Origin of the sequence: Psychrobacter sp. JB385 (assembly GCF_900163785.1) — a bacterium.
In the GTDB taxonomy this organism is placed as follows: Bacteria; Pseudomonadota; Gammaproteobacteria; order Pseudomonadales; family Moraxellaceae; genus Psychrobacter.
This window is the reverse complement of record NZ_FUKN01000014.1, coordinates 248,849-272,962: the sequence shown is the minus strand read 5'-3', so window position 1 is coordinate 272,962 and position 24,114 is coordinate 248,849. Positions and strand designations below refer to the sequence as shown.

Genomic DNA, 24,114 nt, shown 5'->3' with positions numbered 1-24,114 from the left:
TGTTTTGCTGATAATAATTTTTATAAGAGGATGCTTATATGACTGACAACAATAGCCCTGACACTTTAACTCAGCGCATTCTAGTGGTTGACGACGATGCCCGTTTGCGCTCTTTGTTACAACGTTTTCTAGAAGACGATGGTTTTGTCGTGCGTACAGCGCATGATGGCAGTCAGATGGACAAACTGATGCAGCGTGAGCTATTTTCCCTAGTGGTATTGGATTTGATGTTGCCAGGTGAAGACGGTATCAATATCTGTAAGCGTCTGCGCGAAAATAATGGCGATATCCCTATTATCATGCTGACAGCCAAAGGTGGTGATGCCGATCGTATCGCTGGTCTTGAAGCAGGTGCGGACGATTATCTGCCTAAACCGTTTAACCCAAAAGAGCTACTGGCTCGTATCAAAGCGGTATTGCGCCGTCAAAATCGTGAGCTACCTGGTGCGCCAAGCCATCAGCTTGAAGTTGTCGAATTTGGTCCATGGACGCTTGATCTGTCCACACGTACGCTCAAACGTGATGGCAATGTGGTCACGTTAACCACTGGTGAGTTCTCGGTATTAAAGGCATTGGTTCAGCATCCACGTGAGCCATTGACTCGTGACAAACTGATGAATCTGGCCCGTGGTCGCGAATGGGGTGCGATGGAACGCTCAATCGATGTACAAGTATCACGCCTACGTCGTCTGATTGAAGACAATCCTTCACAAGCGCGCTATATCCAAACCGTATGGGGTGTGGGTTATGTATTCGTACCTGATGAAGCCGAAATCGAAACCATCAAAAGTGAATAGTTCGTTTTAATATCATTACTATGATAAATGCTGCTTCGAAAAAATCTACTGTTTTCCAAAACATACCCTGCACTCTGGTGACAGGGTTTTTGGGTGCTGGCAAAACCACCGTTATCAATCAATTGTTAGCCAGTAAGCCTATCGATGAGCGCTGGGCATTATTGATCAATGAGTTTGGGCGTATTGGCATCGATGGTTCGCTGCTGGTAAGCTCCCAAGATGAGGCGGTCGATAAGAATAGCATCGCTATTCGTGAGGTCAGTGGCGGTTGTATTTGTTGTACCAGTCAGCTGCCACTCCAGATTGCGATTAGCCGTCTGCTCAGTGACCATCATCCGCAGCGCCTTATCATCGAACCCACAGGACTTGCGCATCCGCGCGAGCTGATACATCAGCTTAGTGCGCCGCATTGGCAGACTGCTCTACAAATGCAAGCAGTCATTACCGTGCTAAGCGGTGTGCAATGGCAGCAAGACAAGTATCGTAACCATGATGGTTTTCAAGCTCACGTTAAAGATGCTGATGTTTTGGTAATCAACCGCTATGCACATTTGAGCGATAGCGATAAACAAGCACTACAAGCATGGATAGGCAAACTTAATACTCAGGTACATATTATTTGGGCGAGCACTGTACAAGCTGCACCTGATAATGAAAGCTTGGCGACTACTGATATAACTGCGTTAAATAACCAACTAGCGACACCCAGCCATATTATCGCGCAGCAGCGTACTGTTAATATTAACCATCCTCAAAAACGCTCTATTGGCTTGCGACCACCAAATACTGCTCTATCGCCTATTTCACTCTCAAGTGCTATGCCAGCTAATGAGGATAATCTGGTCAGTGCAGATGTTGAGTTGCCTTATCGTTATCATGAACAGCAGCAAGACATGATATTGGCGGGGTGGCGATTACCAGCGCATTATGTATTGCGTGCCGATGCGTTACAAGAATGGTTGTTAAAACTGCCAAGCTGGCAGCGTGTTAAGGGCGTGGTTCATACTTCTGACGGTTGGTTACAAATCAACTTTACCCCTGACAGTTTGACCACGAGTACTGTTGCCAATCAATTAGACAGCCGAATTGAGGTTATTTTACAGTCAGAGGATGAAAGCAATCAGACAGACTTAAACGGTGCTTCTTCTGCTATAGATTGGGAAGTATGCGACCAAGAATTGATGGCATTAGTGATGTAGTGACTTTATTTTCAACATCATTGTCTTAAAAATGAGAATAAAAAAGAAGCCTACTATGTATACATAGTAGGCTTCTTTTTTATCCTGCCACTAACGCAGTTGACTGTCTTTACTACCGCGGCGATTGAACAGCTCCGCCGCCCTCGCTTCTTGCTCAAGCTCAGTTTGACAGCTCACACAATGCTGTATCCCAGGCACTGCTAATCGCCTAGCTTCTGGAATGGGATTGCCGCATTCATCACAATACTCAGCACTCACCCCTGTTGGTAATGATCGTCTCGCTCGCTCTAACGCATCGTTGACAGTTGCATCCATTTGTTCGTGCTCTGCACCATCTCGTGACCAACCACCTGCCATAGCTCTATCCTATTTGTTATTATTAATCATAAATTCTTTAATAACAAATAGATGGGGCATCTGCCAACTGATTGCAACCTTACAGCGACCCTAAAATCATATAAAATATAAGGCTAGTCTTTCGGCTGAAGTTCAATCACTTGTCCGCGTACCCCAATACTTTCATCACTCATCAGGCAGACATACCCTGGCATGATGTCTTCAGGTGTCTTTAAGCTCATAGGATTTTCTCCTGGATAAGCATGAGCACGCATATTGGTACGCGTACCACCAGGATTGACACAATTAAATCTCAGATTGGTGGTGTTTTGCGTCTCTTGGGTAAAAATATCGCTCATCCCCTCTACCGCCTGTTTTGAGAGTGCATAAGCACCCCAAAAAGCTCGTGGATGCGTACCAACGGTGCTGGATGTAAAGACAATAGAGCCATGCTCGGCGTCTTTTAATAGCGGTAATAAGGCTTGGGTTAGCATAAAGGTTGCCGTAAAGTTGACTTTCATCACCTCGGCAAACATATCAACGTCGTACATCTCAAGGGGGGTCAATTGTCCCAGCATACCTGCATTATGCAAAATACCGTCCAGCTGACCAACTTCTTTGTTAATCAGTCCTTCTAGTTGCTGCATTTCGGCATAGGTTGCGCCTTCTAAATTCATCGGGAGCATGGCTGGCTGCTTACCACCGAAGCTCTCAATTTCGTCATAAACGTATTCTAATTTACTGCTGGTACGCCCAAGTAGCAAAACGGTCGCGCCATAACGGGCATAAGTTAATGAAGCCACACGACCAATACCATCACCCGCTCCTGTCACCAAAATCGTTTTTCCATCTAAACAGTTATCAGGTGGTAAAAAGTGACGAATGGCGTCATGAGTCAAGGGCTCGGTGCGGTTATGAATGGCGGTCGTCTCCACTGATTGATCAATTTTTGTGCTCATGGCATGGCTCACTACTTATTGTTTAAGAATAGAAAATACTGACTTGATATTGGTGCGAGTCAACCCCTTACAGAAACAGCGGTTTATATATAATCAAAGCGACCAGAAGACAGTAATAACTCATTTAACTGTTTGGGTGTATCGACAATATAATCAGCGCCCCATGCTTTTAGGTTTTTTTGATCTTCTGAAGGAATATAACCATAAGACGCTAAAATCGTCGGCATGCCCGCCGCCTTACCAGCTTCGATATCGCGTATGTGATCGCCCACATAGAGCACACAGCCGGCAGCGCCGCGAGGAATACTCAGCTTCTCTAACGCCATATACATGGGCTCTGGATCTGGTTTTGGGCGAGACACGTCATCAGGACAGATTAACACCGCACAGCGCTCATCCAATGCCATCTTTTGCAATAACAGCTCTGCCAGATAGCGCGGCTTATTGGTCACAATACCCCATGGCACGCCTTGTGTTTCAAGCGTGGTCAAAACCTCTTCTAACTCAGCAAACACGCAGCTATCTACGCATATATCTGCTTCGTAGTCATCTAAAAACTGTTGACGAAAACTCAGTAAAGCTTCTTCGCTCACTTCAACTTGATCATTGTACCTTAGCATCAGCTTTACCATTGCTGACGCACCTGCCGAAACTTGCTCACGGATTTCTGCTTCAGGCGGCGCTTGCCAATCGTTTTCGCGACTCATTTTGCCAATGATACGGACAAAATCAGCAGCGGTATCAATTAGCGTCCCATCAAGATCAAACAAAACCGCTTTTACAAATTCAGTCATAATTAAGGCTCTTAATATGGATAACGTGTTGAGTAAAACAGGAGGTCATAAAACCACTAAGCACCGCTTAAGCAACGGGTTTTTGTACGGCAATCATATAATTGACATCAACGTTTTGTGCCAGCCAGTAGCGTTTGGTCAATGGATTATAGTGCAAACCAATGATGTCTTGGCGCGTAAAGCCGGTATTGATTGCCATCTTATCAAGCTCAGCTGGGGTAATGAATTTGGCATAGTCATGTGTACCGCGATCAAGTAAGCGCAGCACATACTCTGCGCCAACGATGGCAAACAAGTACGATTTAGGATTGCGGTTGATCGTTGATAGTACGCACACACCGCCTGGCGCCAGTAATTCAAAACATGCCTGCACAATCGAGCTTGGGTTTGGCACATGCTCCAGCATCTCCATACAAGTCACCACATCGAACTGGCCTGCATGCGTTTTTGCTAAGTCTTCTACTGGAATATGCTGGTAACGTAAGGTATTTTCTAAGCCGCTTTGCTCGGCATGCAGCGCGGCCGCCTTTAAATTTTCGGTACCCAGATCAATTCCTGTGACGTCCGCACCGCGACGTGCCATCGATTCTGACAATATGCCACCGCCACAACCGACATCCAGCACTTTTTTACCTTCAAGCCCTGTCTCAGCCGTTTTGTTCAGACCTTGAGGCGTTTCAGTGTTTTTCGCAGTATCTTTGTTTTGATAACCATGCTTGACGTTTTCTTCGATCCAGTTCAAACGTAACGGGTTGATCTCATGTAAGGTGGCAAAAGCACCCGTATGGCTCCACCATTCACCAGCCAATTTATTGAACTTTTCTACTTCACTAGGGTCTACATTGATAGTACTGGTTGATATGTCATTGAGACTGCTATCTGCGTGCTCATTTGAAGAAGGAATAGCTGAACCCATAACGGTTTTCCTGTATTGTCGTTATCATTATTGTTGTTGAGATTGTACGATTATGCGCTCAATATTAGCATGAGACAGGCGACTTTGTCGTAAGTACATCGTCACTGATTGTGAGCAGTTTTAACCAATGCAAACGTTTGTAAGCAATGTACCTTAAATAATAAATGACAGCTTTACAACTGTTAGTTAAGATTCGGATTCACAAGCACACGCGTTTTACGTTATCATAGTCGATACGCTACTATGGCTAGATTATACTTGACGCTATATCGTTTATGTACTTAAAGCCATCTATCTGTCGATATTCAAACAAACCGATATTCAAACAAACCTAAGTTTTCACACCTCAAGGATAAAGTATGAAACGTGTCATTACACTGACTGGTCTGGCTATGGCCGTTGGATTTGCTACTATGGGGGCACAAGCTGCCAACTACGTCGCTGGAAAAGACTATCGCGTGATAGACAACCCAGAAAAAATCAGCGGTGATGCTATCATTGTTCGTGAATTTTTCTGGTATGGTTGCCCGCATTGTAATGTACTTGACCCGCATATGGAAAAATGGGCGAAAACCAAAGATAAAGACGTGGTTTTTCTAAAAACCCCAGCAGCGCTTAACCCCGTATGGGAAGCCAATGCTCGTGGTTTTTATGCCGCACAGCTTTTAGGGTTTGAAAACAAAACCCATAGTGCCTTGTTTGATGCGATTCATAAAGATGGCAAAAAGCTATTCGATCAAGCGTCTTTGAGCAAATGGTATGGCTCAAAAGGGGTTGATGAAAAGAAATTCAACAGTCTTTATAACTCATTTGCGGTTGGTACAAAAATTGGTCGCTCACAAGCTGGTGCTAAGCGCTATCAGCTTTCTGGCGTACCAGCTGTTGTCGTACAAGGTAAATATGTTGTGACTGGTGAAGATGCGACCGTTCCTAAAGTGGTCGACTTCTTGGTAGATAAAGTACGTGCCGAAAAGAAATAATATAGCGTGTTTTGCTGATAGATCATGCATGAGTGACTGTTAACTTATCTATCAGCTTACAAAGAAAGCCATCCATAAAAAAGCCAATCATTCATTGATTGGCTTTTTTTAATACCTAATGGCGCTCTATCAAAGTAAGTATCAAACCAGATTGCCAAATGTTATAACCATTTTGCTTAATCTTTATTTTTTCAACTGCGACAAGATCGCCACTTCACGAATATAGCTGGCCAAATCCTCTTTAGACTCAGCCATCAGCTCATCGTCTTGTGTGTGCTTAGCATACTCAATCCATAGCAGTAATTGATACATGCTGTTGTGCTCAGAAGCTTTGTACTGTTTGACAAACTGTTTTAGCGTGCCTTCATCATTGATATTCAAGCGATCAGCCCAGCTTTCTATCTTTGATATTTGCTCTTTAGGGAACACCGCATTAAACAAGGCTTTGACTAGCTCATGGCGATTTTCTTCGCTAATAAGCTTACCGACACGCTTGGTCTGGCGATTACGAGCATTGGCGCTGGTAATATCAGCCAGTGCCATCAACTCTGCCATAAAATAATCACTGGCTGGCAGGGTTTTTAGCTGCTTTTTCGACAAGCTGGCAAGCGGTATAGACAACTCTTGCAAGCGCTCATGAGCTTTTTTAAGTTCTGTGCGCGAGACACGCATGTCCTGTTCTGACCAGTCAATCATAAACACTTTCCAAAATAATGAATAAAAAAATTAATAATCTTTAATAAAGCGGCCGCTACCAACGATGCTTTTCACGGTGCTTCGCCAATACTTTGATGCCTTCTGGCATAGTAGCAGCAAGGCGACGTTGCAAGTTATCCGTAATAAACACGGAGCGATGCTTACCGCCAGTACAGCCAATGGCCACTGTTACTGTGTGGCGATTGTTGTGTAAAAACTCTGGCAACCAGCGGGTTAAAAACCCAGCAATGTCATTGGTCATCTCGGCCACTTCAGGACAATCAGCAAAAAAGGTAGCCACTTCAGCGTCAAGACCTGTTGCCGTGCGTAGCTCTGGATTCCAATGCGGATTTGGCAAAATCCTTACATCAAACACAAAGTCTGCATCAATAGGACTGCCATACTTAAAGCCAAAGGACAACAAATTGACGACAATCTGGTTGTCCATACCGATGTATTCACGTAAAAGATCTTTCAACTGATGAATGTTGAGATCACTTGTATCGATTCTTATATCAGCGTGATCTGCAATTGGTTCTAGTAGCTCAATCTCTCGCTTAATCGCGGCTGGTAGATTAAACGCGACGTACTTTGCATGCTCCTCATTGACGTCCTGAGACATGAGCGGATGGACACGGCGAGTTGCATTAAAACGGGCTACCAGTGCGGTCTCTTGAGCCGTCACATACACCACGTTTACGGCTTGCTCACCATATTCAGCCTTTAAGGACTCGTGCATCTCTGCAAAATTGGACAAATCGGCACGAGGCGTTCGAATGTCAACACCCAGTGCAATACGGCGAATCCCACTTTCATTGATCAATTTATGCGTGGCATTCGCAAGCAAAGATAAAGGTAGGTTATCAATAGAGTAATAGCCCAAATCTTCTAGGATATTCAACACTGAGGTTTTACCTGATCCTGACAGGCCTGAGACAACTAAAATACTGAGCTTATCAGTAGCCGTTTTGCGCGCTGCCTGCTCAGAATGATCGTTACTTTTATCCTGACTTAAATCCATGATCTGTCTACCCTAGTCCATTGCATTTGCAGGTTACTCTGTCATAACGATCGATTAACCGTTACTAGTTGGTTGTCCAATAAGCGTGCACGTCCCAGCCAAGCAGCAACCAAAATGATGAAGTTTTTGTTTTCTGTATTAAAGGCTACAGACCCAGTCATAGTATTCAACTCATCGGTTTTGATTTCTAAATAATCAACCGTGAAGCCCGCCTCATTCATACGCGTCTGTGTTTGCGCCAATAATGAATCCGCTTCTTGCTGACTCAGCTCATTACTGGTCAATTGATGTGCCAAACGTCGTAACTCTTGATGCAATACAGGAGCGATCTGCCGCTCACTGACACTAAGATATTGGTTACGTGAAGATAATGCCAGCCCATCATCCGCACGGACAATAGGTGCCCCTATAATCTCAATAGGATAGCTTAGGTCGCGTACCAATTGCTTGATGATGGCCAATTGTTGATAGTCTTTTTGTCCAAAAACAGCAATATCAGGTTGTACAATGTTGAACAGTTTGGAAACCACAATGCCAACACCATCGAAATGTCCAAGACGCGATTGACCACATAGCTGAGCTGTAATTGCCCCTGCACAGACAGAGGTAGGCGGTGGCAAGACTGGGTACATCTCATCAACGCTAGGCGCAAAAACAAAGTCTGCATCGACAGTAGTAAGCTTGGCCACATCCTCATCTAATGTACGAGGATAGCTATCAAAATCTTCCCCTTCTCCAAACTGCGTAGGATTCACAAAAATACTGACGACCACGATGTCAGCGTGTTGTTTTGCAATTCTGACTAATTCAAGATGGCCTTCATGCAGATTGCCCATCGTGGGTACTAAGGCAATACGCGGCAAACTATTTTGCGTGATGTTTTGCTGGTCACGATAAGGCTGTAGGGCGGCACGCAACGCTGATATGTGATGATGAATAATGGGCATGGTTCAGTCGTCTTCTATTCCAAATTTTGGACAAATTAGCTAAATTGGTGCTGTTCAGCTGGAAAAACCCCTGCACGTACTGACTGCTGGTAGAGGGCAAAAGCGCCTTCGATACTGTGTGCACTATTGCGCTCATCGGTCAAAAAATCATGTACAAAACGCGGGGCACGGCCATGTACCATACCTAGCATGTCATGCATGACCAATACTTGCCCATCAGTCGCGGCGCCAGCCCCTATACCAATCACTGGCACGTCGACGGCTTCTGTTATGGTCTTGGCAAGTGCTGCTGGTACACATTCTAAGACAAGTAGCGCTGCCCCTGCAGCAACCACTGCTTTTGCATCAGCCAGTACTTTATCAGCCGCGGCGTCACCGCGTCCTTGGATTTTATAGCCACCAAAAACGTTGACTGATTGCGGTGTCAAACCCAAATGGACACAAGTGGGTGTCCCAGCTTGCGCTAAGGTCGTGATAAGATCGCAAAGCTCACTACCGCCCTCTATCTTGATCACATGCGCGCCTGCTTGCATCAGCTGCCGACTATTAGCCACTGCCTCTGGCAATGTCACATAACTCATAAATGGCAGATCAGCCAATATTAGGGCGTGTTTATTACTACGTGCAATATTGGCAGTATGATAAACCATATCCTCAACCGTCACAGGCAACGTAGAGTCGTGACCTTGTACCACCATACCCAAGCTATCACCAATCAAAATGGTGTCAATTTGCGCATTATCCATCATTCTGGCAAACATCGAGTCATAGCACGTCAAGCAAGTAAACTTAGTACCCTCTTTTTTAAACTTGTTTAAAGTAGATAGCGTTGTCATATGATCCTCAATATTTTTAATTATCAATCAACCACTGATGTATAAATTTTTGCATAAACATTTCTAACTATTTTTGATAGCCAGTAAAACCTTCACTACTCTTAACTATTGGATAAACGCGTTAGACCTGTCCAGTCCGCACTTTGCGGATAATCCTGTATTGGTATTCCAGAAATTTTTAAATCTGGCGCTAACTCTTTCAGGGGAATCAAGACAAAATTGCGTTCTGGCAGGCCTGCATGCGGTATGGTCAGCTGAGAATCTGTCATTTGTAAGTCGCCATACAGTAGAATATCAACATCTAAACTGCGCTCACCCCAACGTCGTAGCCGCGCCCGCTTAGCCATCTCTTCTAAGTGCTGACAGAATGTAAGCAGCTCAAAAGGCGTCATGACTGTCTCAAACCCAGCAACCGCATTAATAAAGTCTGGCTGATCTTGTGGTCCCATAGGCGCTGACGCATAAAAAGAAGACATGCTAACGTCACGTATCTTTTCATGGTCTTGCACGTTAATAAGGGCTTGCTGTAAATGCTCGACTGGTGAACCTAAGTCATTGGCTAGATTGCTTCCTAAGCCTACATAACAGGTAACCCAGTGACTATCATTTGCACTGTTATCCATATCAGGCACTTTCAGTACTAGGCTGACGGCGACGGCGTTTTGATGGCACAGGGCCTTTATCATCGGTCGCTTTAGCAGCAGGGGCTTGATTACTAGCAACTTGCTTAACTTGCTCAGTCTTTGCCGTGGTTGCTTTAACGGATTTTTTAGCCTTCGCTGGTGTAGCCGCTTTCTTTGTCACTTCACGCTCTACAGTTTTTGCGTCTGTAGTACCGCCTTCATTCACTGATTTTGCTACTGACTTAGGTGCTTTTCTCGCATACTTTGCTGTTGACTGCTCTTTATCACCCTTGCTTTGCAACTCGACACTATTTGCACTATCAACACTGGGCTGACGGCGACGGCGCTTATAAGGTATCGGCTCATTATTCATACTGACCAATGCAGGCGACGTTGCAATCGAGCGAGTCACGCTAGCGGCAGCTTTAGTAGGTGTGTTCTTGACCTCAGCCTGCTCGGTTTTGGGTTGCGGTGCTTTCTCAGTCAGCGCTTTGTCAGCGACTGCTTTTTTCTGCACTGTTACTGTGGTTGCGGTGACAGGGCTCGATTTTTTATCACTTGCCAGCTGTTTCTTTAGGGGCGGCACCACTGCTCCGTGTTCTATAACAAACAGCGGCTTAGGGCTAGCACGATGACGCTTGGCTGCTTGATCGGTATTACTGGCAAGAGACAATTGCTGTAACTGCGCAAGCTCACTGCTGTCTTGTTTTGCTTGCTGCGTATCCTGACCTTTATCACGATGACCATCAGATTGCTTGGTCGATGATGCTTGGCTAGCAGCACGGCGGCGGCGTGAGGGAATATTTGCTGGATCATTTACCATGGTTTGCTCATTCATACCCGTTTCAGTATTGCCATTGGCTTTACTATGCTTGGTATTTTGTTGGTTGGTAGCCGAGGCGTCAACGCTATTTGACTCAGGCTTTTGACGATTGCGTCCGCGACCACGTTGACCTTGCTTATAAGCGCCGCGACGAATATTTTCATCGAATGCATCAATAGCCTGCTGTTGGTCTCTTTCAGATAGCGTTTGATAAGTCTGCCACCACTCACCCATCTCATTGGTTGATTCTGACAACGGATGCTCTGCATCACCGCACTGCTCACGCAGTAATAAAAAGTCAAAACCTGCTCGGAAACGTGGATGCTCAGAGAGCTGCACAATTTGTTTGCTACGGGGCGCGGCAAGCTTTGGCTGCAAGATCCAGATATCACGAATGAACTGCTCAGCAAATTTAGGAATGGCCGTTTTGATGCGTTGACGGTCAATGACTTTACCAGCAGCATGCATCTGCGCTTCAGCAAACGGCATATTACGCTTTTTGGCTTTTGCCAATTGATGCAGATAGTTTTCCCACAAAAGCGCCGCATAGAAAAAGGCTGGATTGATACTTTTGCCCGCGGCAATACGTTTGTCGGTATTGATCGCTACTTGTTTGACCAGCGCACTTGGCTCAGAGGGTGGATAAATAATTAAGCTATCGATCGCCCCTGACTCAAACAACAACGGCAGCAAAGGCACCAAATAGCCACCCGTAAACATTTTTTGCGTCTCATCATAGAGACGGTGCGGTGATATTTGCTCAAGTAAGGTCCAATTACCATCATGAAATTGCGCAGCCAACGCGTCGTCAAATTCAAAACCCAGTTTGGCCTTAAACCGTAAGGCACGCAACAATCGTACTGGGTCTTCTTCAATACGCACGGGCGCATCACCCAATAGGCGAATAATTCTGTTATCAATATCCTCAAGCGCCCCGCAAAAATCGTGGACGATGCCTTTGAGCGGCTGATAATATAGTGCATTGATAGAAAAATCACGGCGAGAAAAATCTTGCTTGATGTCGCCCCACACATTGTCACGCAAAATCATACCATCTCGATTGGTATTGGCGTCACTTGTTGGTGGACCACGGAAAGTTGCCACTTCAATCAACTCTCGTCCTGAGTACACATGAGCCAATTGAAAACGACGACCAATAATGCGGCAACGCTTACCAAATACATCTTTGATTTCATGCGGCTTGGCATCAGTCACAGCGTCAAAGTCTTTTGGACGCAGGCCTAATAAGGTATCGCGCACACCACCACCAACGATATAGGCATCAAACCCAGCTCGGGTCAATGTCGCAATCACTTCAGTAATGGAATTGGGTAATTCAGATTTATTCAGTTCTAACTGCTTGGCGGCACGCTCGGCCATGCATCTACTCCTCGCCGGTATTCTTTAACCACCCTTGACAAACGAAGCGTTTATCAGGCGGATGTACCCACTAGTTTAACAAATTTTGTGAGTGGTAGGTGTGTTATGACGTCTACTTACGTGCTATTTTGTCAATATTGGGGTTAATTAATCCAAAATATGGTGCTGTCTTCTATACTCTCAAACGCGCTCGATTTTTCTCAATGGTTTTTGCACCAATCCCTTTGACGTTTGCCAACTCATCCACGGTTTTGAAATTACCAAACATATCGCGGTACAAAATAATGGCTTGTGCCTTGCTGCTACCAATACCATGAAGAGACGTAAGCTCACCTTCATTAGCGCGATTGATATCAATTATTTTTTGATCACGAGCTTGAATGGCTGATTTTTCTTGTGCCAATAAATACTCATAAGCGCGTTGTGGGTCTTTAAAACAAGGGGCTGCAATGGCGTTACTGAGCATAATCATGCTCAATAATACACAGCCACCAGCGCGGACTATCCAACCTATAAACGAGTTTTTGCTATAAGCGTTCATGGTGTTTGGCCGCCTCCCATAGTGCATCCATTTCTGTGATATCGCTGTCCTCTAAGCGTTTGCCTACCGCTGCCAACTGCGCTTCGATATAACCGAAGCGCGATTTAAACTTATGCACACACGTGAGCGTTGCTGTCTCAGCATCCAGATTGAGCTTGCGCGCCACATTGACCAGCGCAAACATACAGTCGCCAAGCTCTTTTTCTATGTCACTAATATTGGCCTTAATCTCCGCCTTGGATTTGTTGGTCAGCTCAGCCTTTAGCTCATCGATTTCTTCATCCAGCTTGTCAAAGGCTCCACGAATACCGTCCCAGTCAAACCCAAGTTTTGATGCTTGTTTTTGTACGTCTTGAGCCTGTATCAAGGCACTGCCTGCTTTGATGGCATCTAAACGGCGCGGTGGTTTACCACGTGCTTCGCGTGCCTGATTTTCCTCAGCCTTAATCTCATCCCAGCGCTCTTTGACAGCTGCATCATCTTTGAGCGTTTCGGCTTCAAAGACGTGGGGGTGACGTCGGACCAGCTTCTCTTGCAAGGTAGTAATGACATCACTCATATCGAAGCGCCCTTGCTCGGCATACATCTGGCAGTGAAAAACCACTTGTAGCAGCACGTCCCCAAGTTCCCCTTTGATGTCTTCATCGTCCTCGCTTTGTACAGCCTCGCCCAACTCATAAGCTTCTTCAATCGCATAAGGAATCAAGCTGTGATTGGTTTGCTTTTTATCCCAAGGACAGTCGGCCCGCAATCTTGCCATGAGTGCCAAAAGATCCTCAAGTTGCCCACTGGCATCTGGCGTACCTTGTACTGGTGTTGGCGCTACGATTTTATGGTTTAAAGTTGTCATAAAGGAGGCTCTTATATGCTTAACGTTTATTCAGGTTATTCGTGCATGTCCTTATTTTTAATCCTGTCAGATAACTCTCGATTGATTGAGGACATGCACCGATGTTAGTGTATCATTGAATACGGATTGACTTATCATTGTGTCTCTTACTTCTTCATTCTACCACTGCTCCCGCGCAAGGAATTTTATGACTATGTCCACTTCTGCGACCACCAGCTACGAACCAGCAACTGAATTTAATCCTATAACGATCAATTCATTTAAGGCTTATGATATTCGTGGCGAGCTTGGTGTCACGCTTGATGAAGACATCGCTTATCGTATTGGACGCGCTTTTGCACAGATTTTATATCAGCGTTATCACGCCGTATCTAATAGTCATAGTAGCGACATGGCAACACTACAGCCTGCTATTGTCATCGGTAGTGACATCCGCCATTCAAGTGAGCAACTCAAACAAGCTGCTATAAAAGGTATGCTAGATGCTGGCGTTGATGTGATCGACTTGGGTATGACAGGGACAGAAGAAGTCTATTTTGCTACCAGTCATTATCAGGCGCTGGGTGGTATTGAAGTGACCGCCAGTCATAACCCGATTAATTATAATGGCTTAAAATTGGTGAAAGATCAGTCAAAACCCATCAGCGCGGATGACGGTTTGGCAGAGATTCAAGCATTGGCCGAATCAGGAGCGTTTTCCACCAGCATCTCATCAGGTAAATTGCAATTATTAACCGATAAAAGCGCTTATATCAACCATGTGATGACTTTTATCGATATCAATAATCTCAAACCACTAAAATTGGTGATCAATTCAGGCAATGGCAGTGCAGGCCCTGTGGTTGACTTATTGGTTGATCAGCTGATTCAAGCAGGTGCGCCAATCGAAGTCATCAAGCTGCATCATACGCCCGATGGTAGCTTTCCAAATGGCATACCCAATCCAATGATTGAGGCCAATAGAGTCGCAACTCAACAAGCAGTGTTAACAAACCAAGCCGATCTTGGTATTGCCTTTGATGGTGACTTTGATCGCTGCTTCTTATTTGACGAAAATGGCGAGTTTATCGATGGCAGCTATGTAGTGGGTATGCTGGCGCAAGCATTTTTAAACAAATACCCAAACGAAGCCATCGTCTACGACCCGCGCGTGATATATAACACTGAAGCGGTGATAGAACAGCATAGTGGCACAGCCGTGATCAGTAAGTCTGGTCACTCTTTTATCAAGCAAGTGATGCGTGACTCTGGCGCTGTCTATGGTGGCGAGATGTCGGCGCATCATTATTTTCGCGATTTTTTCTATTGCGATAGCGGCATGATCCCATGGCTATTGACCATTGAGCTGTTATCTATCACGGGTAAGACTTTGTCCGAATTGGTCACAGGCTACATTCAGTCGTATCCCAGCTCAGGCGAGCAAAATTTTAACCTCACCACTCACGATGCGCCAACCATTATTCGAGCAATTGAAGAAAAATTTAGCACTCAAAAACCAAGCAAATCTACCCTCGATGGTTTAAGCCTCAACTTTGGTGAATGGCGTTTTAACTTACGAGCGTCCAACACCGAACCCCTCATCCGCTTAAACATTGAAAGTCGCGGTGATGCGGCATTGTTGGCGACCAAGATGCAAGAAATCCAGCAATGGTTGGCACTGCAAGGTGCCGTACCAGCTTAAGATTATTAAAAGACCATGTATATTAAAGATAAAAAAGGCTTACTAATACGTATTAGTGAGCCTTTTTTTATGAAAACAACATTCAAATAAAACGGTTAGTTGGAGCGACCAATACCTCTATAATCGCCCACCAACTGCTGAATTTGGGTGCGTGTCAGGGCATTTTGTGCATCAAATACAGGCATGGCTTGCTGATTGATTTTGGCAATATCTAGCTCGTCTCGAGGTGACCAGCTAATGATAAAAACTGCCTGAGCTTCACTCATCTGATGATAAGGGCTAGCAATCAATTCAAATAAAGGCTGCTGATTATAAAGTGAGACAAGTTCTGGTTGAGCTTTGTCGCTATAAATAAGGGTGCGAATATTATAAGACCATAATAAGTCTAATAATGGATGAATGGCTGAGCCTGCCGTACGTCCAGAACCAGACTTGTAACTTCCGCCCCAAATCATCACAGTTTTATTATCGATAAATCCATCAAAATACTGCCAAAACTTGCGAAATATCAGCTCTTTTTGATCTTCATTGATATGAATAATAGACTCTAATAAAGGCATCTCCAAACTGTGTGCCTGACTCGACTGCTGTAGCCTAGACAACTCTGCTGGTAACGTATTACCACCGAACCCCCAGCCCGCTTGCAGATAACTACTACCCACCCGCTCATCTAGCCCCATGATATGGCTCACCTGCTTGATATCAACCTGTTGGCTGTCTGCTAAGCGTGACATCTCATTCATAAAGCTCACCCTTGTCGCGAGCATTGCCATAATGCTACTACGTGCAAACTCTATCGTTGCGATATCAGCATGATGCGTGGCGCGTGCCTGCTGCATCAAAGGCTTTAGTACTTGTAAGTGATTGCTACTGTTGGCCGTTTTTTCACCAAGCAGCCATAAGGATGGGTTCAACATCGAGTTGTAGGCATCTCCATCTTTTAAAAAAACGAAAGGCACATAATACACCCAAGCCCGCTGCAAACGTTGAGCGAGCGCTGACATCTCTCCCAATTGCTCAATGCCACTCATGATCAAAGGCAATGCTTGGCGATTGCTTTGATTGAAGGCGGTGATCCAGTGAGCTTCTGTCCAGCTCGTTCTCATACTGTTTAAAAACAACCAGTATAGCGCGGCGACTGGCGGCCCAGCATGATCATGATTGTTATTAATCTCATCACTATCAGCACAGCTGGGTTTTTCATAGCCTTGTATAAGCGTATCAGCACTACTTGGTAGTGCTTGGCTCACAATCATTTGCTGCTGCTCATACATTTGCCACAGTGCTTGTAAATGATGCTCAAAGCCGTACTGATGTAAATTCTGTGACAATATATCCAAATCTGCATACAAATGAATGCGTTGCCCCAAACTTGCCAGCACGACCGCACTGGTGATGGCTTCAATACTATGACCGATGAGCACACAAACATCAGCTTTATTAAATAGATTGGGTTCATACTGATAATGATAGTTATGACTTACGTCAGTGCTCATAAGAATGCCCTATAGCATGATTGGAGTATTGGCAGTTATTGAGATAGCTGTTTAATGTGCTGTAGCAATTGGTCAGTTGAGGTATCAAACTGCCCTCCTACGCCCTGCTCCATAGCAGCATGTACAGACTCTGCCATTTGCTTACCCATCTCAACGCCCCACTGGTCAAATGGATTGATGTCCCAGATACTGGCCATGACATACACTTTGTGCTCATAAAGGGCAATCAAAGCTCCCAAGCTATGCGGGGTCAGCTCATCAATTAATACTGTGGTTGAAGGCTGATTGCCTCGGTAATACTTGTATTTGTCCGTTTCAACATCCGCTTTGGTACCCGCGATATTTGCAACGGCTGTATTACCAAAGGCTAGGACTCGGCTTTGTGCCAAACAATTGGCCAAAGACAATTCGTGCTGCTGCTGTAATGAAGCGTTTTTTACCTCGGTACTATAGCGGCGCACACAGGCGATAAAGTCACAAGAGACTTGCTGAGTACCTTGATGAAGCAACTGATAAAACGCATGCTGGGCATTCGAGCCAATCTCGCCCCATAAAATTGGACAGGTATTATAATCAATACGGTCGCCATGCTGAGTTACCGATTTACCATTACTCTCCATCTCAAGCTGGGTTAAGTAACTTGGTAAATAAATTAAACGACCATCGTAAGGCAATACCGTATGGGCATTTACTCGTAAAAAAGTACTGTTCCAAACTGCCAGCAAACCCAATAGTACGGGCAAATTTTCGGCAAAATCCGCTTCGGCAAAATGCGCATCCATACTATGAGCACCGCTTAAGAGCGCCTGAAACTGAGACATACCAATACGAATGGCAATCGCCAACCCAATCGCTGACCATAAAGAAAAGCGACCACCCACCCACTCCCACAGCTGTAACTGATGCTCGGGATGGATGCCCCATGCATTCATCTTGTCACTATTGGCTGAAATACCAATAAAATGCCGACGAAGCACACTGTCTTCAGTACCAGCGCGCAGCGTGGCAGTAGCAAGTAACCAAGATAATGCGGTCTTCGCATTTGATAAAGTATCAACAGTACTAAAAGACTTGGACGAGATAATAAATAAAGTCGTTTCAGGATTTAAATGCTTTAGTAGATTATCAAGCTGAGTGCCATCCATGTTCGAAACGAAGTGTACTTCAATCTCTGTATCTGACCATTCATCCAGCGCTGTTGTCGCCATCAGCGGACCCAAATCAGAGCCACCGACGCCAATATTGACCACATCAGTAATGGCTTTGCCTGAAAACCCGCGCCACGTTCCTTGACGAACTCGCTCTGACAATTTTGCGACTTGGGCTAAGCTATGATGCACATCTGCTACGACATTCTGTTCATCCATCTGTAAGGTTGAGGTAGACGGTAGACGCAGCGCTGTATGTAAGGCTGCACGTTGCTCACTGGTATTGACCATAGCGCCTTGCATAAGCGCATCAATTCGAGCGGATAACTCGCAGCTTTTTGCCAGTTTTAAGAGGTTTATCAGTACTTGATCGTCGATGCATTGTTTACTGTAATCCATATACAGTGCACCAGCTTGCGTACTGAAGTGTGCGGCACGGTCAGCGTCTTGCGCAAATAGCGTAGACAGTGACCATTCTTGCGTGGCCAACATTTGTAGTTGTTGCCAGTAGGTAGAATGTCGAGCACTGCTATACGCTCTATCCTTGCTAATCTCTGCCATCAGCTATTCATCATCTGCTAATTGCTGCTCGGCAAAATAGATAAATGCTTGCATGTAAGAGCGCATGTCGCCTGCGTCGTAACTATCGCCGCGCATGGTCGTCACATTAACCCCATACTCACTAATCAGTGCATCGATGGCATCGGTTAGCTGTATCTCACCACCCACTGAGGCAGTCGTATTCGCCAAATAATCGAAGATTTTATTGCTAAATACATAGCGACCTACGACGGCAAGTTTTGAAGGTGCTTCTGCTAAACTAGGTTTTTCTACAAACCCTGCAACCCCAAAGCTAGTATTCACATTCGCTTTATCACCTACTTTACTATTACCACTGTGCCCTTCATTTAATTGCGCAATGCCATACTTATGGACATCTTCATCGGCCACTGTATTTACAAGTATCTGTGAATGATTGTCTTTAGCAAACGCATCAAGCATAAACGCTAAATTGTCAGTAGACATATCGGTGGTAAAAGGATCGAGCACCACATCAGGCAATAATACCGCAAAATCATGCTCACCAATGATAGGGCGCGCCGCCAATACTGCATGGCCCAAGCCCAATGCCTTACCTTGGCGTATCATCGACACTGTTACGTCAGCTGGCAACCAATTTAAGCTATCTGCCAGCTCATTCTTGCCTTTATGACGCAATTGAGTGTCAAGCTCAGCATTGATATCAAAATAGTTTTCGATCGCGCTCTTTTGTGCGTGACCAACCAAAACAATGTGCTTAATACCAGCGGCAATGGCCTCTTCGACGACATAATGAATCGCAGGGCGATTGCCTAAAGGCAATAACTCTTTTGGCACTGATTTGGATAGAGGCAGCATGCGCGTACCAAAACCTGCGACGGGGATGACAGCGTGGGTTATTTTTTTCATATTATTTGGGCTGTGTGAGTGAGATCAGTGAAGTTCAGGTGATTATAAAGTATCATTAGAGAATTATAACTCAATAAACTTTAAGTAACCCAAGTGTATAACTTAGATGTATTCTCTGGGTATATCATTTATGTGTCTTCGGTTGTCTGTTACTAAATTAGCTCATTAAGCCTACTATGAACTTCAACTCTTATATTCTACCTCTATTATCAGGTTATTGCAGACACTACTGGCAACCGCACCAGCGCTTGGCTTTGGTTATCGGCATGTTGCCATGGAAAGATAACGTTGGAAATTGGATATTAGAATCGTCGCACATACAAATACAGCGCCATTTTGATGAGAACTATTTTCAACAATGGCTCAAACCTTTTATCAAACGCGTAAATCCTGTTGTATATATTTGGGGTTACAAAGCGCCTGATTTTTTCATTGATTATATACGTGAGCAAGACCTCGATGTCTTCTTTTTAGAAGATGGTTTTATCCGTTCAGGTCCTAATGATGATAGTAGCGCGCCACCATTATCTATTGTGATGGATAGCCAGGCACCATATTTTGATACCACTCGTCCCAACGATCTCACCGACCTGATTGCTAATTTTGACTTCGAGCAGGATGGCTATGATGAAACGTTAGCACAGGAGATGCTTGATTATTATGTGTCAAAGCGTGTGAGCAAATATAATCATCAACCTTATGTCGATGTCGCCCCAATATATGGTATTAAGAACAGAAAACGCATCTTAGTCTTAGGTCAAGTGCCATATGATGACTCATTAAAATATGGTGGCGGTATTGGTGTTACTCTACTAGATGTCGTTAATAAGGCCATTGACGAAAACCCTGAAGCACAAATCATCGTCAAACCACATCCAATGACCCTAAATGACTTATCTATTACCAGTACTTTGAATGAGCTAAACTGTCTTATTTTGACACAGCCTATTCATTTGGTCGATGCTTTGGAGACTATAGATCATGTCTATACGATTACGTCTCTTGGCGGGTTTGAGGCCTTGCTGAGAGGTAAAGCAGTTACAGTATTAGGAAAACCTTTTTACAAAGGCTTAAGTACTAGTGATAGAAAATCAAACACACCGTCACTTCCTCAGTTATTTTATATCTGCTATTATGCCTATGATTTTACAGTCACTATTTAATATTCATTACTATTTAATTAATTCATATCAAAAGGCCATTCAATGAACTCCAAAAAAATTGCAATCATAGGGTTGGGTTATGTAGGTTTACCTTTAGCTTGTGCGTTTGCAAAAAAATATGACGTTATAGGCTTCGATATAAATACAACCCGTATCAATGAATTGTCCAATAACATTGATAAAACTCGCGAAGTAACTAGCGAATACTTACAGAATACCTCTCGCCTTACCTTCACTTCTGATACCAATGATTTATCTACAGCGAACGTCTTTGTCATTACTGTACCAACACCAATTGATGATAATAACTTACCAGATTTATCTCCATTGGTTAAAGCGTCACAAATGCTGAGTAAAATTCTCAAGAAAGATGACATTGTTATATATGAATCCACAGTATATCCAGGTGCTACAGAAGAAGTCTGTATTCCAGAATTAGAAGAATCTGGTTTAAAGTTGAATGAGGATTTCGGCGTAGGCTACTCTCCAGAACGTATTAATCCAGGTGACAAGCTGCGCACTGTGGAAAATATTTTGAAAGTAACGTCAGGTTCAAACGCTTACTACACAGATGTGGTAGATGAACTTTATGGCTCAGTTATCACTGCTGGCACCTTTAAAGCTTCTTCGATAAAAGTAGCTGAAGCCTCTAAAGTTATTGAAAACACTCAGCGTGATGTCAACATCGCTCTGATAAATGAACTCGCTCTAATTTTTAACGAAGTTGGTATTGATACTCATGAAGTAATTGAGGCTGCCGCTACTAAGTGGAATTTTATTAAGCTTATGCCTGGTCTAGTAGGTGGACATTGTATTGGTGTAGACCCTTATTATCTGGCTCATAAAGCATCATCTTTGGGACTCAACCCTAATTTGATTTTAACTTCTCGTGCCATCAACAATTCTATGAGTAAATTTGTTGCTGAACAAACCATCAAGAAGCTTATCTCATACGGAAAAAATATTAAAGATGCTCGTATTCTACTCTTAGGAGTTACCTTCAAGGAAAACTGTCCTGACGTAAGAAACACCAAAGTTACAGATATTGGTATTGAACTCGAAAAATATGGCGTAAAAATGACTTATTCCGATCCTTGGGTTGCTGAAGAAGATTGGAATCACTTAAATGTTGAGCATGTAGATTATAAAGATATTGAAGAAAACAGTTTCGATGCTGTTATCGTCGCAGTTAACCACTCAGAATTCGTTGGTGAAGACGACGAAATTGATAGCTTTTGTACTCAACCTAAAGTAGTCATTGATGTTAAAGGCGCATTAGTGAACCCTGACTGGCGTTTATAGTACATGAATGAAATTTTGAAAGAGTTTGAACACTATGTTCAAACTCAGCAATATGATAACGCAGACTCTTTAATTGAGAGTCTGCTACAGAATAGTGTTATTATTAATTTGGAAAGAAGAGAGGCGCTTACGTTTTTATATAGAATAGGCTATGTCTATCCTGAAACCACTTTAAAATTATGCAACCAAAGAAATGATATTCCTAGACCATTCAAAGATACTTTAAGAATGGCTTCAGGCGATACTCCTTCCCTACGTCTTTATAGCCACGCAGATACTCTTGTCTCTATAAAAACTGCTTTGATGAGACATAAGCCATGGCTGGCAAAAATATTCGTTTATAGATTTTATCGTCAATACGGGCTACAGCCTATCAGTTTAGTTAAATACAATAAACTTACTATCGGCAATAATCATAAAAAATTAAAAAAAATTAAAAATAATCAGACAGTTAGTATTATCGTTACTACTTACAACTCTGCAAAGTTTGTAGAAAACTGTATAGACTCTCTACTAAATCAAACAGCCAATAATATTGAAGTTATCGTTGTAGATGATGCCAGTACTGATAATACCGTAGAAATAATCAAGAAGTATCCAACCATTAAACTCATTGAGCTGAATAAAAATAATGGTACTTACTATGCTAGAAATGTTGGTATATCACAATCTTCTGGCCAATTTGTAACATTTCAAGATTCAGATGATTGGTCACACCCAGAACGTGTATCTATCCAATTACAAGATTTATTACAGAATAGTAATACTGTAGCGAATTTTTCAAATTTTTTCAGAGTCGAGGAAAAAACAGGCTTACCTAGCTGTCGACAGAACTATCCACTTTTGAGGCTAAATATCTCTTCAATGATGATTCGTAGAGATAAATTAGAAGAGATAGGCGGGTTTGATGATAGATATAGAATTGAATCAGATAAGAGACTACTTAACGCTCTTCTATTAAAATATGGAAAAAGCTCTATTAGCTATATTAAGCTTCCTCTGGCTGTTGGACTATTAAGAAATAGATCTCTAACCACTGCAAAAGATTCTGGTTTTAACAAATATGGGTATTCACCACTAAGGGATTTAGTATAACTATGCCGGACTCAACGACACAGTCAAAAATTTATAATAACACTCTGGCCCAGCTTAAGATAAATATTAAACAACTTGATAATAATCAACAATCTATCCGCCTAATGTTAAACAACATTGCCTTCCAATATGGTTATAATAGTCAAGAGTACGTAGAAGCATTGGAGCTTGTATATAAAGTCATTCCTTCTAAAGAGATTAGACAAACATATATAGCACCCTATATGTCTCTACCTTCCTCATACTCTCATGTTGCCAAACAAATAGAGTATATGCGCTTTAAACAGCATTTAAGTGCTATAGACTGTAATATTTCTCCTTGGAATAATAACAAAAAGACAGATCAGGAGTTTGCGCAGTCTTTAGATATCCCTACGCCACAATTGATTCAAAGTGAATGTAAGTTTGAGAATATTGAATTTACTGAATCTATCGTCATTAAACCCTCATTTGATAGCTCATCTAGAAACGTTTTCTTCTATTTTAATAGTGAGAACATAGTAGAAGTCAAAACAAACGATACTTTTACAAGCTTGGAAGCATTCAAAGCAGAGATAGCTCGTAGAAAAATTCAAGGATCATGGCAGACTGAAACGCTCATATTGAACCGTGATGGAAAAGCAGCTCATGATATAAAAGTATATGCTTATTATGGAGAAATCGGAGCCGTATTAGAAATAAAAAGAGCCGATAAAGCCTATCAGTGCTGGTACAACGAGAAAGGTGATATCCTTGAGAGCGAACGTCGCAGCCAACCATGGTTCGAAGGAACAGGGTTTGAATCCCAAGTCATAGAGTATGCTAAAAAAATATCTCTGAACATTCCTGCTCCATTTATGCGCATCGATTTTTATAAAGGTGTAGATGGCTACTACTTAGGAGAGTTGACACCACATCCTGGACGTTATTTCCCAGAATATAGTCCAGAATTAGACAAGCAATTAGGTCAGCTGTTTAGTGAAGCAGAAGCAAGGTTATTTCAAGATTTATTAAAGGGTAGTATCTTCTCTAATTATCTGAGGTTTTATCAGGTATAAATTCATCGACTTATAGCTTGGTAAAAAATATAATTGCCGTTAATT

At 43.3% G+C, this 24,114-nt stretch carries 23 protein-coding genes; 8 read left to right on the top strand and 15 right to left on the bottom strand.

What is annotated here, in order from left to right; translation table 11 throughout:
- The first annotated feature begins 38 nt into the window (after window positions 1–38).
- Window positions 39–797 carry a two-component system response regulator OmpR gene (ompR, locus tag CZ794_RS12280; protein WP_062843586.1) on the top strand — a complete coding sequence of 253 codons (759 nt, stop codon included), beginning with the start codon at window positions 39–41 and terminating at the stop codon, window positions 795–797.
- Window positions 798–817: 20 nt separating this feature from the next.
- Window positions 818–1,996: a GTP-binding protein gene (locus CZ794_RS12275; RefSeq protein WP_087041888.1), complete on the top strand. Its 1,179-nt coding sequence runs from the start codon at window positions 818–820 to the stop codon at window positions 1,994–1,996.
- A 90-nt stretch (window positions 1,997–2,086) separates the two neighbouring features.
- Here the strand turns inward: CZ794_RS12275 and CZ794_RS12270 are convergent, their stop codons facing one another.
- The 4 genes from CZ794_RS12270 to ubiG all read right to left on the bottom strand — a co-directional run bounded on the left by CZ794_RS12270 (window position 2,087) and on the right by ubiG (window position 5,001).
- A complete protein-coding gene (locus CZ794_RS12270) occupies window positions 2,087–2,353 on the bottom strand; it encodes a DksA/TraR family C4-type zinc finger protein (RefSeq protein WP_087041887.1) in 267 nt (88 codons plus the stop codon).
- Window positions 2,354–2,466: 113 nt separating this feature from the next.
- Complete coding sequence (locus tag CZ794_RS12265; RefSeq protein ID WP_087041886.1) at window positions 2,467–3,291, bottom strand: YciK family oxidoreductase; 825 nt, start codon at window positions 3,289–3,291, stop codon at window positions 2,467–2,469.
- A gap of 83 nt (window positions 3,292–3,374) precedes the next feature.
- Window positions 3,375–4,085: an HAD family hydrolase gene (locus CZ794_RS12260; protein WP_087041885.1), complete on the bottom strand. Its 711-nt coding sequence runs from the start codon at window positions 4,083–4,085 to the stop codon at window positions 3,375–3,377.
- 67 nt (window positions 4,086–4,152) lie between these two features.
- The gene (ubiG, locus tag CZ794_RS12255) at window positions 4,153–5,001 is read right to left on the bottom strand and encodes a bifunctional 2-polyprenyl-6-hydroxyphenol methylase/3-demethylubiquinol 3-O-methyltransferase UbiG (RefSeq protein WP_087041884.1); all 849 of its coding nucleotides are present in this window, start codon (window positions 4,999–5,001) and stop codon (window positions 4,153–4,155) included.
- A 359-nt stretch (window positions 5,002–5,360) separates the two neighbouring features.
- Here ubiG and CZ794_RS12250 point away from each other — a divergent pair, with 359 nt between their 5' ends.
- Window positions 5,361–5,981, top strand: coding sequence for a thiol:disulfide interchange protein DsbA/DsbL (locus CZ794_RS12250; protein ID WP_087041883.1), 621 nt, complete (start codon window positions 5,361–5,363; stop codon window positions 5,979–5,981).
- A 183-nt stretch (window positions 5,982–6,164) separates the two neighbouring features.
- Here the strand turns inward: CZ794_RS12250 and yjgA are convergent, their stop codons facing one another.
- The 8 genes from yjgA to mazG all read right to left on the bottom strand — a co-directional run bounded on the left by yjgA (window position 6,165) and on the right by mazG (window position 13,698).
- Complete coding sequence (gene yjgA / locus CZ794_RS12245; RefSeq protein WP_087041882.1) at window positions 6,165–6,677, bottom strand: ribosome biogenesis factor YjgA; 513 nt, start codon at window positions 6,675–6,677, stop codon at window positions 6,165–6,167.
- A gap of 55 nt (window positions 6,678–6,732) precedes the next feature.
- On the bottom strand, window positions 6,733–7,698 hold the full coding sequence (gene rapZ, locus CZ794_RS12240) for an RNase adapter RapZ (protein ID WP_087041881.1): 966 nt from the start codon (window positions 7,696–7,698) through the stop codon (window positions 6,733–6,735).
- A 41-nt stretch (window positions 7,699–7,739) separates the two neighbouring features.
- Window positions 7,740–8,645 (bottom strand): pantoate--beta-alanine ligase, encoded by a 906-nt coding sequence (gene panC, locus CZ794_RS12235; protein ID WP_087041880.1) that lies wholly within the window; start codon window positions 8,643–8,645, stop codon window positions 7,740–7,742.
- Between the two features lie 35 nt (window positions 8,646–8,680).
- Window positions 8,681–9,481, bottom strand: coding sequence for a 3-methyl-2-oxobutanoate hydroxymethyltransferase (gene panB, locus CZ794_RS12230; protein ID WP_087041879.1), 801 nt, complete (start codon window positions 9,479–9,481; stop codon window positions 8,681–8,683).
- 101 nt (window positions 9,482–9,582) lie between these two features.
- Window positions 9,583–10,104, bottom strand: a complete 522-nt coding sequence (gene folK, locus CZ794_RS12225; protein ID WP_087041878.1) for a 2-amino-4-hydroxy-6-hydroxymethyldihydropteridine diphosphokinase — start codon at window positions 10,102–10,104, stop codon at window positions 9,583–9,585.
- A 1-nt stretch (window position 10,105) separates the two neighbouring features.
- The gene (pcnB, locus tag CZ794_RS12220; RefSeq protein WP_087041877.1) at window positions 10,106–12,307 is read right to left on the bottom strand and encodes a polynucleotide adenylyltransferase PcnB; all 2,202 of its coding nucleotides are present in this window, start codon (window positions 12,305–12,307) and stop codon (window positions 10,106–10,108) included.
- A 172-nt stretch (window positions 12,308–12,479) separates the two neighbouring features.
- Complete coding sequence (locus tag CZ794_RS12215) at window positions 12,480–12,848, bottom strand: ComEA family DNA-binding protein (protein ID WP_087041876.1); 369 nt, start codon at window positions 12,846–12,848, stop codon at window positions 12,480–12,482.
- Window positions 12,835–13,698, bottom strand: coding sequence for a nucleoside triphosphate pyrophosphohydrolase (mazG, locus tag CZ794_RS12210; RefSeq protein ID WP_087041875.1), 864 nt, complete (start codon window positions 13,696–13,698; stop codon window positions 12,835–12,837). The genes CZ794_RS12215 and mazG overlap by 14 nt, the downstream gene beginning before the upstream one ends.
- Window positions 13,699–13,891: 193 nt before the next feature.
- Here mazG and CZ794_RS12205 point away from each other — a divergent pair, with 193 nt between their 5' ends.
- Complete coding sequence (locus tag CZ794_RS12205; protein ID WP_087042186.1) at window positions 13,892–15,379, top strand: phosphomannomutase; 1,488 nt, start codon at window positions 13,892–13,894, stop codon at window positions 15,377–15,379.
- A 95-nt stretch (window positions 15,380–15,474) separates the two neighbouring features.
- Here the strand turns inward: CZ794_RS12205 and CZ794_RS12200 are convergent, their stop codons facing one another.
- The 3 genes from CZ794_RS12200 to CZ794_RS12190 are packed head-to-tail and all read right to left on the bottom strand — an operon-like array spanning window position 15,475 to window position 19,472.
- Window positions 15,475–16,875: a UDP-glucose/GDP-mannose dehydrogenase family protein gene (locus CZ794_RS12200; protein WP_087041874.1), complete on the bottom strand. Its 1,401-nt coding sequence runs from the start codon at window positions 16,873–16,875 to the stop codon at window positions 15,475–15,477.
- Between the two features lie 35 nt (window positions 16,876–16,910).
- Window positions 16,911–18,584, bottom strand: a complete 1,674-nt coding sequence (gene pgi / locus CZ794_RS12195) for a glucose-6-phosphate isomerase (RefSeq protein ID WP_087041873.1) — start codon at window positions 18,582–18,584, stop codon at window positions 16,911–16,913.
- A gap of 3 nt (window positions 18,585–18,587) precedes the next feature.
- The gene (locus CZ794_RS12190; protein WP_087041872.1) at window positions 18,588–19,472 is read right to left on the bottom strand and encodes a UTP--glucose-1-phosphate uridylyltransferase; all 885 of its coding nucleotides are present in this window, start codon (window positions 19,470–19,472) and stop codon (window positions 18,588–18,590) included.
- A gap of 176 nt (window positions 19,473–19,648) precedes the next feature.
- Between CZ794_RS12190 and CZ794_RS12185 the strand changes: the two genes are divergently transcribed.
- Genes CZ794_RS12185 through CZ794_RS12170 form a run of 4 tightly spaced genes read left to right on the top strand, consistent with a single transcriptional unit; the run spans window position 19,649 to window position 24,069 of the window.
- Window positions 19,649–20,635: a hypothetical protein gene (locus CZ794_RS12185; RefSeq protein WP_087041871.1), complete on the top strand. Its 987-nt coding sequence runs from the start codon at window positions 19,649–19,651 to the stop codon at window positions 20,633–20,635.
- Window positions 20,636–20,677: 42 nt separating this feature from the next.
- Window positions 20,678–21,937 (top strand): nucleotide sugar dehydrogenase, encoded by a 1,260-nt coding sequence (locus CZ794_RS12180; RefSeq protein WP_087041870.1) that lies wholly within the window; start codon window positions 20,678–20,680, stop codon window positions 21,935–21,937.
- 3 nt (window positions 21,938–21,940) lie between these two features.
- Window positions 21,941–23,032, top strand: coding sequence for a glycosyltransferase family A protein (locus tag CZ794_RS12175; RefSeq protein ID WP_087041869.1), 1,092 nt, complete (start codon window positions 21,941–21,943; stop codon window positions 23,030–23,032).
- 2 nt (window positions 23,033–23,034) lie between these two features.
- On the top strand, window positions 23,035–24,069 hold the full coding sequence (locus CZ794_RS12170; RefSeq protein WP_087041868.1) for an ATP-grasp fold amidoligase family protein: 1,035 nt from the start codon (window positions 23,035–23,037) through the stop codon (window positions 24,067–24,069).
- Window positions 24,070–24,114 lie beyond the last annotated feature (45 nt).

Coding starts and splice junctions, on each gene's coding strand:
- ompR (WP_062843586.1), top strand. CDS start 39: ATGACTGACAACAATAGCCCTGACACTTTAACTCAGCGCATTCTAGTG.
- CZ794_RS12275 (WP_087041888.1), top strand. CDS start 818: ATGATAAATGCTGCTTCGAAAAAATCTACTGTTTTCCAAAACATACCC.
- CZ794_RS12270 (WP_087041887.1), bottom strand. CDS start 2,353: ATGGCAGGTGGTTGGTCACGAGATGGTGCAGAGCACGAACAAATGGAT.
- CZ794_RS12265 (WP_087041886.1), bottom strand. CDS start 3,291: ATGAGCACAAAAATTGATCAATCAGTGGAGACGACCGCCATTCATAAC.
- CZ794_RS12260 (WP_087041885.1), bottom strand. CDS start 4,085: ATGACTGAATTTGTAAAAGCGGTTTTGTTTGATCTTGATGGGACGCTA.
- ubiG (WP_087041884.1), bottom strand. CDS start 5,001: ATGGGTTCAGCTATTCCTTCTTCAAATGAGCACGCAGATAGCAGTCTC.
- CZ794_RS12250 (WP_087041883.1), top strand. CDS start 5,361: ATGAAACGTGTCATTACACTGACTGGTCTGGCTATGGCCGTTGGATTT.
- yjgA (WP_087041882.1), bottom strand. CDS start 6,677: ATGATTGACTGGTCAGAACAGGACATGCGTGTCTCGCGCACAGAACTT.
- rapZ (WP_087041881.1), bottom strand. CDS start 7,698: ATGGATTTAAGTCAGGATAAAAGTAACGATCATTCTGAGCAGGCAGCG.
- panC (WP_087041880.1), bottom strand. CDS start 8,645: ATGCCCATTATTCATCATCACATATCAGCGTTGCGTGCCGCCCTACAG.
- panB (WP_087041879.1), bottom strand. CDS start 9,481: ATGACAACGCTATCTACTTTAAACAAGTTTAAAAAAGAGGGTACTAAG.
- folK (WP_087041878.1), bottom strand. CDS start 10,104: ATGGATAACAGTGCAAATGATAGTCACTGGGTTACCTGTTATGTAGGC.
- pcnB (WP_087041877.1), bottom strand. CDS start 12,307: ATGGCCGAGCGTGCCGCCAAGCAGTTAGAACTGAATAAATCTGAATTA.
- CZ794_RS12215 (WP_087041876.1), bottom strand. CDS start 12,848: ATGAACGCTTATAGCAAAAACTCGTTTATAGGTTGGATAGTCCGCGCT.
- mazG (WP_087041875.1), bottom strand. CDS start 13,698: ATGACAACTTTAAACCATAAAATCGTAGCGCCAACACCAGTACAAGGT.
- CZ794_RS12205 (WP_087042186.1), top strand. CDS start 13,892: ATGTCCACTTCTGCGACCACCAGCTACGAACCAGCAACTGAATTTAAT.
- CZ794_RS12200 (WP_087041874.1), bottom strand. CDS start 16,875: ATGAGCACTGACGTAAGTCATAACTATCATTATCAGTATGAACCCAAT.
- pgi (WP_087041873.1), bottom strand. CDS start 18,584: ATGGCAGAGATTAGCAAGGATAGAGCGTATAGCAGTGCTCGACATTCT.
- CZ794_RS12190 (WP_087041872.1), bottom strand. CDS start 19,472: ATGAAAAAAATAACCCACGCTGTCATCCCCGTCGCAGGTTTTGGTACG.
- CZ794_RS12185 (WP_087041871.1), top strand. CDS start 19,649: ATGAACTTCAACTCTTATATTCTACCTCTATTATCAGGTTATTGCAGA.
- CZ794_RS12180 (WP_087041870.1), top strand. CDS start 20,678: ATGAACTCCAAAAAAATTGCAATCATAGGGTTGGGTTATGTAGGTTTA.
- CZ794_RS12175 (WP_087041869.1), top strand. CDS start 21,941: ATGAATGAAATTTTGAAAGAGTTTGAACACTATGTTCAAACTCAGCAA.
- CZ794_RS12170 (WP_087041868.1), top strand. CDS start 23,035: ATGCCGGACTCAACGACACAGTCAAAAATTTATAATAACACTCTGGCC.